Origin of the sequence: Kitasatospora sp. NPDC088548, from assembly GCF_044753005.1 — a bacterium.
Lineage (GTDB): Bacteria > Actinomycetota > Actinomycetes > Streptomycetales > Streptomycetaceae > Kitasatospora.
Genome location: NZ_JBIVMI010000031.1, coordinates 22,617 through 30,913, shown reverse-complemented (window position 1 = coordinate 30,913; position 8,297 = coordinate 22,617). Strand labels below are relative to the sequence as shown.

Below are 8,297 nucleotides of genomic sequence, written 5' to 3'. Positions count from 1 at the left end.
GGCGGGGGGCGCCGGGCCCTACCCCCCCCCCCCCCCCGGCCCCGCCGGGGCCCGCGGCCGCGGGGTCCCCGGGGGGGGGGGGGGGGGGTTTGCCCCCCCCCCCCCCCCCCGGCCCCGGCCGTTCGTCGCCGGAAGCGGTGCTCAGCCGCGGCGGTGGCGCCCGCCACCGGCCTGCACGGTGTCCTCGTCGGCGGCCTCGACGGCGCCGCCCGCCTTCTTCTTCCTGCGTTCCCGTACGACCTCCACCAGGATCGGCGAGATCGAGAGCAGCACGATCAGCAGCACCGCGGGAATCAGGTACTTGTCGATCACCGGGGCCAGCGCGTCACCGAAGAAGTAGCCGATCATCAGCATCGACTCGGTCCACAGCACGCCACCGATCACGTTCCACAGGAAGAACGTGCGGGCCGGCATCTCCAGGGTGCCCGCGACCGGGTTGAGGAAGGTCCGGACGATCGGCATGAAGCGGGCCAGCACCACGGCCTTGCCGGGTCCGAACTTGTTGAAGTACTCCTCCGCCTTCAGCACGTACTCGCGGCGGAAGATCTTCGATTCGGGCTTGTCGAACATCTTCGGTCCGACCTTCACCCCGATCTGGTGCCCGAGCTGGGCGCCGGCGATCGCGGCGAGCGGGGCCCCGATGGCCAGCGCCGTGATCGACAGCCGGGCCCCGTCCCCGAGCACCGACGAGGCGGCACTGGAGGCGGCCACGCCTGCGATGATCAGCAATGAGTCACCCGGGAAGAAGAACCCGACCAGCAGGCCGGTCTCCGCGAAGATGATCGCGATCAGCCCGATGGCGCCGACGGACGAGATCAGTGATTTGGCGTCGAGGAGGTTGACGGCCAGCTGGTTGTAGTCCACGGCCGCAGGATAGCGGTCCCGGATAAACACGGGCATCGGCCCACAGGTCGAGGCGGCCACATCCTCCGGTCGCACGCGAGGAGCGGCCCCGCGGGCGCCGCCGTCCCGACTGGCGGGCCGCATGGTGAACCCGGAGCACGAGTCTGGGAAGATGGCACAGGCGTCCGGACCGCGGTCGCAAACACCCTCATTGTCGTGCCGCGGCGGTCACCTCGAACCTTGGTACAGGCGAGCCGCCCCGCAGAGCCGCGCGTCGGCGCCGGTACCCCGGAGTCGTAACGAAGGCGTACACAGCGTCGGACAGCACCGTCCGTACGCCGCAACCCGACAGGAGCGGATTCGCATGCCCATCGCAACTCCCGAGGTCTACAACGAGATGCTCGACCGGGCCAAGGCGGGCAAGTTCGCCTACCCGGCCATCAACGTGACCTCGTCGCAGACCCTGCACGCCGCGCTGCGCGGCTTCGCCGAGGCCGAGAGCGACGGCATCATCCAGATCTCGACCGGTGGTGCGGAGTTCCTGGGCGGCCAGCACAACAAGGACATGGTGACCGGCGCCGTCGCGCTCGCCGAGTTCGCGCACGTGGTCGCCGCCAAGTACGACGTGACCGTCGCGCTGCACACCGACCACTGCCCGAAGGACAAGCTGGACGGCTACGTCCGCCCGCTGCTGGCGATCTCCGCGGAGCGCGTGGCCAAGGGCCTGAACCCGCTGTTCCAGTCGCACATGTGGGACGGCTCCGCCGAGACCCTGAACGACAACCTGGCCATCGCCGAGGAGCTGCTGGCCAAGGCCGTCGCCGCCAAGATCATCCTTGAGGTCGAGATCACCCCGACCGGCGGCGAGGAGGACGGTGTCACGCACGAGATCAACGACGAGCTGTACACCACCGTCAACGACGCCGTCCGCACCGCCGAGGCCCTGGGCCTGGGCGAGCGCGGCCGTTACCTGCTGGCCGCCTCGTTCGGCAACGTGCACGGCGTCTACAAGCCGGGCAACGTCGTCCTGAAGCCGGAGCTGCTGCGCGAGCTGCAGGACGCGATCGGCGCCCAGTACGGCAAGAAGGACCCGTTCGACTTCGTCTTCCACGGCGGCTCGGGCTCCTCCGCCGAGGAGATCGCCGTCGCGCTGGAGAACGGCGTCGTGAAGATGAACCTCGACACCGACACCCAGTACGCCTTCACCCGCCCGGTCGCGGACCACATGTTCCGCAACTACGACGGTGTGCTGAAGGTCGACGGCGAGGTCGGCAAGAAGAACACCTACGACCCGCGCACCTGGGGCAAGCTCGCCGAGGCGGGCATGGCCGCCCGGGTGCTGGAGGCCGCCCAGCAGCTGCGCTCGGCCGGCAACCGCCTGAAGTAAGTCCCCGCCGAGGCAGGGTCCTTCCCTCGTGCCCCCCAGTGGTTCACTGGGGGGCATGAGCACACACCAGAACCTTCTCGGGGGTCCGCCCCCGACGCACCTGCCCGCCGAGCCCGCTCCGCTGGAGCTGCTGGCCGGCGGTGCCTCCCCGGCCGAGGTCGCGGCGAAGTACCCGACCTCCTCGCTGGTCTGGGCCCAGCTCGCCGACGACGCCTTCGCCGCCGGCCGCACCGTCGAGTCCTACGCGTACGCCCGTACCGGTTACCACCGCGGGCTGGACGCGCTGCGGCGGGCCGGCTGGAAGGGCCACGGTCCGGTGCCGTGGGAGCACGAGCCGAACCGCGGCTTCCTGCGGGCGCTGCACGCGCTCGGCCGGGCCGCCGCCTCGATCGAGGAGAAGGAGGAGGCGGAGCGCTGCGCGCAGTTCCTCCGGGACAGCTCGCCGACCGCCGCCGCCACCCTCGGCTGACCGCTCCCCGACGCACCGCACCCGTCGGCACCGCCCCTGTCGCCCGCCCGGCGGCAGGGGCGGTTCTGTTGCCAGATCTGCATACTCGGTATGTGGACATTCGGCAATCCGGCGTGCCAGGGTGAGGCCATCAGGGGGGCGCGCACGGCAGTTCGGGGCGGCCCCGCCCGCCCGACAGAAAGCCTCCACGTGCCCGTAGTTCGACCCGCTCAGCGCAGCAGCCGCACCCAGCCGGGCGGCGGCCGCCGAAACCGCCGGCGGCGTCACCGGCTCGGCCCGGGGATGACCGCCGCCCTGCTCGCGGCCGTGACCGTGCTCGGCGGCACGCTGTACGCGCTGAACCGCCCCGACGCCCTGCCCGGCGCCGGTCCGACCGCCCAGGGCCGGGTCGCCCCGCCCGCCGACAGCACCCCGGCAACCACCGCCCCCGAGCCAGCCAAGAGCCCGGACACCGCCCCGCCGCCGGCGGCGCCCGCCACGACACCCGCACCGACGCCGGCCCTGACCCAGGCCGCGACGCCGACCCCGGAACGGAACACCCCGGACCCCGGACCCGCCAAGGGCGCGGGCACCTTCACCGTCGCCACCGGCTCCGCCGCGCCGGTCGGCGCCGGCAACATCCGCCGCTACCGGGTGGAGGTCGAGGACGGCATCGGGATCGACCCGGCGGCCGCGGCCGCGCAGATCCAGGGCATCCTCGCCGACAAGCGCGGCTGGACCAACGACCGCAAGAACGGCTTCCAGCTGGTGGCCGGCGGCTCGTACGACTTCACGGTGAAGATCGGCTCGCCGGCCGCCGTGGACCGGATCTGCGGCCAGGCCGGTCTGGACACCCACGGCGAGGTGAACTGCGCCGTCGGCAACCAGGTGATGGTCAACGTCAAGCGCTGGAACACCGGTTCACCGCAGTTCAGCGGCCCGATCGACGAGTACCGGGCACTGATCGTCAACCACGAGGTCGGCCACCGGATCGGCCACGGGCACGAGACCTGCCCCGGCAAGGGCAGGCCCGCCCCCGCGATGATGCAGCAGATCTACGGCCTCAAGGGCTGCGAGTCCAACGCCTGGCCGTACTCGGCCGAGGGCTCCTACCTGGGCGGCCCGTCGGTGCCCTGAACCGGGCACCGACGGAACGGCTCTGAGCCGCCCTCACCGGCTCCCCCTCCCCGGAACACGCCCTGACCGGCGAGCCGCCGTCCCGGGCCGCCGCACTCCCGGGAGCCGGGCCCGGATCAGCCGAGCACCGGCAGGTACGCCCGCAGGTCGCTGCGCTCACCGCTCGCCGACACCGTGTCGGCGTCCACCGCGGACGCCCAGTCGGTCCGCCCGGTGGCCAGCCGGATCCAGGTGAACGGGTCGGTCTCGACCACGTTCGGCGGGGTGCCGCGGGTGTGCCGGGGGCCCTCGACGGCCTGCACCACGGCGTACGGCGGGATCCGCAGCTCGACGGCGCCACCGGGGGCCCGGTCGGCGAAGGCGTCGGCCAGCAGCCGGGTGACGGCGGCGACGGCCTGGCGGTCGTGCGGGAAGGCGGCGAGGCCGAGCACGGCGGCCAGGTCGTCGGCGTGCACGACCGCCTCGACCAGCCGGGTCACCAGCAGGTCGGAGAGCAGCATCGAGCCCAGCCGGATCTCGAACCGCCGCTCGGGGTCGGCGGCCTCGTTCCTGGCGAGGGTGGCGATCAGACCGCTCGCGGCCCGCTGGAAGGCCGCCGACACCGAGGCCGGGTCGCCGCCGAACTCGCCCGCGGCCTTCTCCCGGGCCTGCTCGTCGAGGAGCGGTGCCACCGTGCCGACCCCGGCCACCCAGCGCAGCAGGTCCAGCGGGGGGCGGCCCTCCAGCGGATCGTCGAAGTGGGCGGGGACCCAGTCGAGCTGGACGGCGGTGTGCGCGATCAGCTCGCGCACCGTCCACTCCCCCAGCCGGGTGGGCCGGGCGAGCAGTTCCACGGCGTCCGGGCGGGCGCAGAGCCCGTGCACGGCGTCACGCAGCGCGGCGGTCTGCGCCACCAGCGCGGCGCGCACCTTCTGCGGCTGGTACGTACGGGACTTGGGAGGCATGCCCCGCAGCGTACGCCGGGGGGCGGTCCACCCGGCTGAGTGGACCGCCCCCCGGTACGACCGCGATCAGGCGAGCAGAGCCTCGATGACGCCGGTGTGGGCGTCCTTCAGCTCGGCCAGCGAGACGGTGAACTGGCCCTGGACGTCCAGGACATCGCCGTCCACCACACCGATCCGGGTGGCCGGCAGGCCACGCGCGGTGCACATGTCGTTGAACCGGAGCTCCTCGCTGCGCGGCACCGCGACGATCGCGCGGCCCGCCGACTCGGAGAACAGGAACACGAACGGGTCCTGGCCCTCGGGCACGATGATCCGCGCGCCGTGGCCGCCCTTGAGGCAGCTCTCCACCAGCGCCTGGCCGAGACCGCCGTCGGAGAGGTCGTGCGCGGCGTCGATCATGCCGTCGCGCGAGGCGGCGATCAGGATGTCGCCGAGCAGCCGCTCGCGCTCCAGGTCGATCTTGGGCGGCAGACCGCCGAGGTGGTCGTGGACCACCTGCGACCAGGCCGAGCCGCCCAGCTCGTCCGCGGTGTCGCCGAGCAGGTAGAGCAGCTGCCCCTCCTCCGCGAAACCGATCGGGGTCCGGCGCGTCACGTCGTCGATCACGCCGAGCACCGCGACCACCGGGGTCGGGTGGATGGCGGTCTCGCCGGTCTGGTTGTAGAGCGAGACGTTGCCGCCGGTGACCGGGGTGCCGAGCACCAGGCAGGCGTCGGCCAGACCGCGGGTGGCCTCGGCGAACTGCCACATCACGTCCGGGTCCTCGGGGGAGCCGAAGTTGAGGCAGTCGGAGACGGCGAGCGGCTTGGCACCGCCGGCCGCGACGTTGCGGTACGCCTCGGCGAGGGCCAGCTGGGCACCGGTGTACGGGTCCAGCTTGGTGTAGCGGCCGTTGCCGTCGGTGGCGACCGAGACGCCGAGGTTGGTCTCCTCGTCGATCCGGATCATGCCGGAGTCCTCGGGCACCGAGAGCACGGTGTTGCCGAGCACGTAGCGGTCGTACTGGTCGGTGATCCAGGACTTGGAGGCCTGGTTCGGCGAGGAGGCGACCTTCAGCAGGTCGGCCTTCAGGCCCTCACCGGTGGTCGGCCGGGCGAGGCGCTCGCCGGTCGGGGCGTCGGCCTGCAGCGCGTCCTGCCAGTCGGGGCGGGCGTACGGGCGCTGGTAGGTCGGACCCTCGTGGGCGACGGTGCGCGGCGGCACGTCGACCACCAGCTCGCCGTGCCAGAAGATCTCCAGGCGCTCGCCGTCGGTCACCTCACCGATGACGGTGGCGATGACGTCCCACTTCTCGCAGATCTCCAGGAAGCGGGCGACCTTGTCGGGCTCGACGATCGCGCACATGCGCTCCTGCGACTCGCTCATGAGGATCTCCTCGGGCGAGAGCGTGTGGTCGCGCAGCGGTACGGTGTCCAGCTCGATCCGCATCCCGCCGGAGCCGGCCGAGGCCAGCTCGCTGGTGGCGCAGGACAGGCCCGCGCCGCCGAGGTCCTGGATGCCCTTGACGAGCTTCTCGCCGAAGATCTCCAGGGTGCACTCGATGAGGAGCTTCTCCTGGAACGGGTCGCCGACCTGGACGGCGGGGCGCTTGGCCGGGCCGGTGGCGTCGAAGGTCTCGGAGGCGAGCACCGAGACACCGCCGATGCCGTCGCCGCCGGTGCGGGCGCCGTACAGGATGACCTTGTTGCCGGCGCCGGAGGCCTGCGCGAGGTGGATGTCCTCGTGCTTCATGACGCCCACGCACAGGGCGTTGACCAGCGGGTTGCCCTGGTAGCAGGAGTCGAAGACGACCTCGCCGCCGATGTTCGGCAGACCCAGGCAGTTGCCGTAGCCGCCGATGCCCGCGACGATCCCGGGCAGCACGCGCCGGGTGTCCGGGTGGTCGGCCGCGCCGAACCGCAGCGGGTCCATCACGGCGACCGGGCGGGCGCCCATCGCCAGGATGTCGCGGACGATGCCGCCGATGCCGGTGGCCGCGCCCTGGTAGGGCTCGATGTACGACGGGTGGTTGTGCGACTCCACCTTGAAGGTGACCGCGTAGCCCTGGCCGACGTCGACCACACCGGCGTTCTCGCCGATGCCGACGAGCATCGCGTCCGAATCCGGCTTCTTCTCGCCGAACTGCTTCAGGTGGACCTTGGAGCTCTTGTACGAACAGTGCTCCGACCACATGACCGAGTACATCGCGAGTTCGGCGCCGGTCGGGCGCCGGTCGAGAATCTCCCGGATGCGTGCGTACTCGTCCTTCTTGAGGCCGAGTTCGGCCCACGGCTGGGCCGCGTCCGGGGTCTGCTCGGCGTTCTTGACGGTGTCGAGGCTCATCAGGCGTTCACCAGCTGCTTCAGGACGGAAGTGAAGAAGCCCAGGCCCTCGGTGGTCGGACCGGTGAGCGGCTCCACGGCGTGCTCCGGGTGCGGCATCAGGCCGACGACATTGCCGGCGGCGTTGGTGATGCCGGCGATGTCGCGGTACGAACCGTTCGGGTTGACGTCCAGGTATCGGGCGACCACCCGGCCCTCCGCCTCCAGGGCGTCCAGGACGTGCGCGTCGGCGACGAACCGGCCCTCGCCGTTCTTCAGCGGGACGACGATTTCCTGGCCGGCCGAGTAATCCCCGGTCCAGGCGGTGGCGGCGTTCTCGATCCGCAGCTTCTGGTCGCGGCAGATGAAGTGCAGCGAGTCGTTGCGGGTGAGCGCTCCGGGCAGCAGGTGCGATTCGCAGAGCACCTGGAAGCCGTTGCAGATACCGAGAACCGGCATTCCCAGCTTCGCCTGCTCGATGATGGTGTCCATGACCGGCGAGAAGCGGGAGATGGCACCACAGCGCAGATAGTCGCCGTAACTGAATCCGCCCGGCAGGACGACCGCGTCGACCTGGTGGAGATCCTTGTCACGGTGCCAGAGCGCGACCGGCTCGGCGCCGGCCAGGCGGACCGCGCGCTGCGCGTCGCGGTCGTCGAGGGAGCCGGGGAAAGTGACGACGCCGACGCGGGTGGTCACTTGCCCTCCTCCTCGACGCGGACGGTGAAGTCCTCGATCACGGTGTTGGCGAGAAAGGTCTCGGCGGCTTCGCGGATACGGGCGAGCACGGCGTCGTCGACCGGGCCCTCCAGCTCCAGCTCGAAGCGCTTGCCCTGGCGGACGTCGGCGATCCCGGCGAAACCGAGACGGGGCAGTGCGCGCTGCACCGCCTGTCCCTGGGGGTCGAGAATCTCCGGCTTGAGCATGACGTCGACTACGACGCGTGCCACTGGCACTCCCGGTGGTGTCTTCGTGAGGCGGGGGAACTCCAGACTACCGGGGGTTTCGGGCGGGATTGCTGGCCGGGGAGCGCGACGCGCGTAGACCCGAGACCCTTACGGCACAAGGGTTCCGGGCCCCCGGACCGCCCCGGAGCCGCCCCATTTCACCGGATTCGACAGCCCGAACGACAACGGCCGAAGAACACCCGAATACCGGCACTCCGGGACAGATCGGCCAGCCGTGCGCACCGGTATCCGGTAGTCGGGCGAAGACACGTGAATATACGGAAAAGAAAG

8 protein-coding genes are annotated in these 8,297 nt (G+C 71.6%); 3 read left to right on the top strand and 5 right to left on the bottom strand.

The annotated features are described in order from the left end of the window. Positions 1–141 precede the first annotated feature (141 nt). The gene (locus ACIP82_RS31190; protein ID WP_363614141.1) at positions 142–864 is read right to left on the bottom strand and encodes a VTT domain-containing protein; all 723 of its coding nucleotides are present in this window, start codon (positions 862–864) and stop codon (positions 142–144) included. A gap of 343 nt (positions 865–1,207) precedes the next feature. Here ACIP82_RS31190 and fbaA point away from each other — a divergent pair, with 343 nt between their 5' ends. The 3 genes from fbaA (at position 1,208) to ACIP82_RS31175 (ending at position 3,815) form a co-directional block, all read left to right on the top strand. After that, positions 1,208–2,230 (top strand): class II fructose-bisphosphate aldolase, encoded by a 1,023-nt coding sequence (gene fbaA / locus ACIP82_RS31185; protein WP_363614139.1) that lies wholly within the window; start codon positions 1,208–1,210, stop codon positions 2,228–2,230. A 55-nt stretch (positions 2,231–2,285) separates the two neighbouring features. Beyond that, entirely contained in the window at positions 2,286–2,699 is a 414-nt protein-coding gene (locus ACIP82_RS31180; protein WP_363614137.1) for a DUF3151 domain-containing protein, read from the top strand. A 189-nt stretch (positions 2,700–2,888) separates the two neighbouring features. Next, a complete protein-coding gene (locus tag ACIP82_RS31175) occupies positions 2,889–3,815 on the top strand; it encodes a DUF3152 domain-containing protein (protein WP_400658294.1) in 927 nt (308 codons plus the stop codon). Positions 3,816–3,931: 116 nt separating this feature from the next. Here ACIP82_RS31175 and ACIP82_RS31170 read toward each other — a convergent pair whose 3' ends face one another. The 4 genes from ACIP82_RS31170 to purS all read right to left on the bottom strand — a co-directional run bounded on the left by ACIP82_RS31170 (position 3,932) and on the right by purS (position 8,009). Then, on the bottom strand, positions 3,932–4,759 hold the full coding sequence (locus tag ACIP82_RS31170) for a sterol carrier family protein (RefSeq protein WP_400658292.1): 828 nt from the start codon (positions 4,757–4,759) through the stop codon (positions 3,932–3,934). 66 nt (positions 4,760–4,825) lie between these two features. Next, positions 4,826–7,081 (bottom strand): phosphoribosylformylglycinamidine synthase subunit PurL, encoded by a 2,256-nt coding sequence (purL, locus tag ACIP82_RS31165; protein ID WP_400658290.1) that lies wholly within the window; start codon positions 7,079–7,081, stop codon positions 4,826–4,828. Beyond that, positions 7,081–7,758, bottom strand: coding sequence for a phosphoribosylformylglycinamidine synthase subunit PurQ (purQ, locus tag ACIP82_RS31160; protein ID WP_363614129.1), 678 nt, complete (start codon positions 7,756–7,758; stop codon positions 7,081–7,083). Before purQ ends, purL begins: the two co-directional genes overlap by 1 nt. After that, positions 7,755–8,009, bottom strand: coding sequence for a phosphoribosylformylglycinamidine synthase subunit PurS (gene purS / locus ACIP82_RS31155; RefSeq protein WP_363614127.1), 255 nt, complete (start codon positions 8,007–8,009; stop codon positions 7,755–7,757). Before purS ends, purQ begins: the two co-directional genes overlap by 4 nt. Positions 8,010–8,297: the final 288 nt, after the last annotated feature.

Excerpts from the sequence above, each read along its gene's own strand:
- purL (WP_400658290.1), bottom strand. The coding sequence starts at position 7,081 with ATGAGCCTCGACACCGTCAAGAACGCCGAGCAGACCCCGGACGCGGCC.
- fbaA (WP_363614139.1), top strand. The coding sequence starts at position 1,208 with ATGCCCATCGCAACTCCCGAGGTCTACAACGAGATGCTCGACCGGGCC.
- ACIP82_RS31170 (WP_400658292.1), bottom strand. The coding sequence starts at position 4,759 with ATGCCTCCCAAGTCCCGTACGTACCAGCCGCAGAAGGTGCGCGCCGCG.
- ACIP82_RS31180 (WP_363614137.1), top strand. The coding sequence starts at position 2,286 with ATGAGCACACACCAGAACCTTCTCGGGGGTCCGCCCCCGACGCACCTG.